Origin of the sequence: Phocaeicola sp. RTP21198st1_B8_RTP21198_201120, from assembly GCF_040929485.1 — a bacterium.
Classification (GTDB): domain Bacteria; phylum Bacteroidota; class Bacteroidia; order Bacteroidales; family Bacteroidaceae; genus Phocaeicola; species Phocaeicola dorei.
This window is the reverse complement of sequence record NZ_JBCOCI010000222.1, coordinates 1,144-2,045: the sequence shown is the minus strand read 5'-3', so window position 1 is coordinate 2,045 and position 902 is coordinate 1,144. Positions and strand designations below refer to the sequence as shown.

The 902-nt window shown below is 37.3% G+C and carries 1 pseudogene; it reads right to left on the bottom strand.

Going from position 1 to position 902, the window contains the following annotated elements:
- Window positions 1–45: 45 nt before the first annotated feature.
- Window positions 46–902: pseudogene (locus tag AB5935_RS24765) on the bottom strand (SusC/RagA family TonB-linked outer membrane protein); the annotation flags it as partial.

The window sequence follows — 902 nt, the reverse complement described above, 5'->3', positions numbered from 1 at the left end:
CTAGTAGATATATTCTTTTTTTCATGTTATCTTAAACCTATTTAATTATAATCCTACATTTAGTGCTATCGAGAAATATCTTTCCATCGGATAACCACTCATACATGTTTTATAAGAATTATGATCCTTTCCCGAATAAGGGGTCCAGACCCATAAATTATCTCCAATTAAAGAAATAGAACAATCTTTTAAGCCAGTCGAATGTAGAATTGTCCGGGGAATTCGATAGGAAAATACTAGATTCTGCAAACGAACCTGAGTTTTGTTATACAAATAACGGGTAGAGTTCATCACCGACTGAGTAGAGACACCCCATATTGGTTTAGGGTTCAGCACTAAATCGCCGGATTTTTGCCAACGATTCAACTGGTCAATAGACTGATTTTCCGTCATTATATTCAACCCATCCGAATTACTTGCCCTACCGAAAGATGTAAATCCGTAGCCTCCTATTGAATAATTGAACATAAAGCGCAAACTAAAATCTTTGTACGTTAAAGTATTTGTCAAGCCACCAGCTAGGACAGGAGTTGAACTCTTATACGGGACACGGTTATCCGTACTGTAAATCCGTGTTATATTCCCTTTTGCATCATACCACAAAGGTGCTCCGTCACGAGGATCAACTCCAGCCCAGCGCACTAAGTTATATGTATGTATGTCATATCCTTCCCTCCAAACCATCTCACCCATATTTTTCTGAATGCCATTATATAGCTCTAAGAGTTTATTACTATTATGTGCTAGATTCAGATCAGTTAACCAACTGAAATCACCATCTTTCTTCGGCCGGAAATTGTGACTAGTTATAGTCACTTCAATCCCTTTATTTAATATTGTTCCTACATTTCTATACACACGAGTATCACCTGTCGTTCGAGAAACATCTAAATTACTCAACA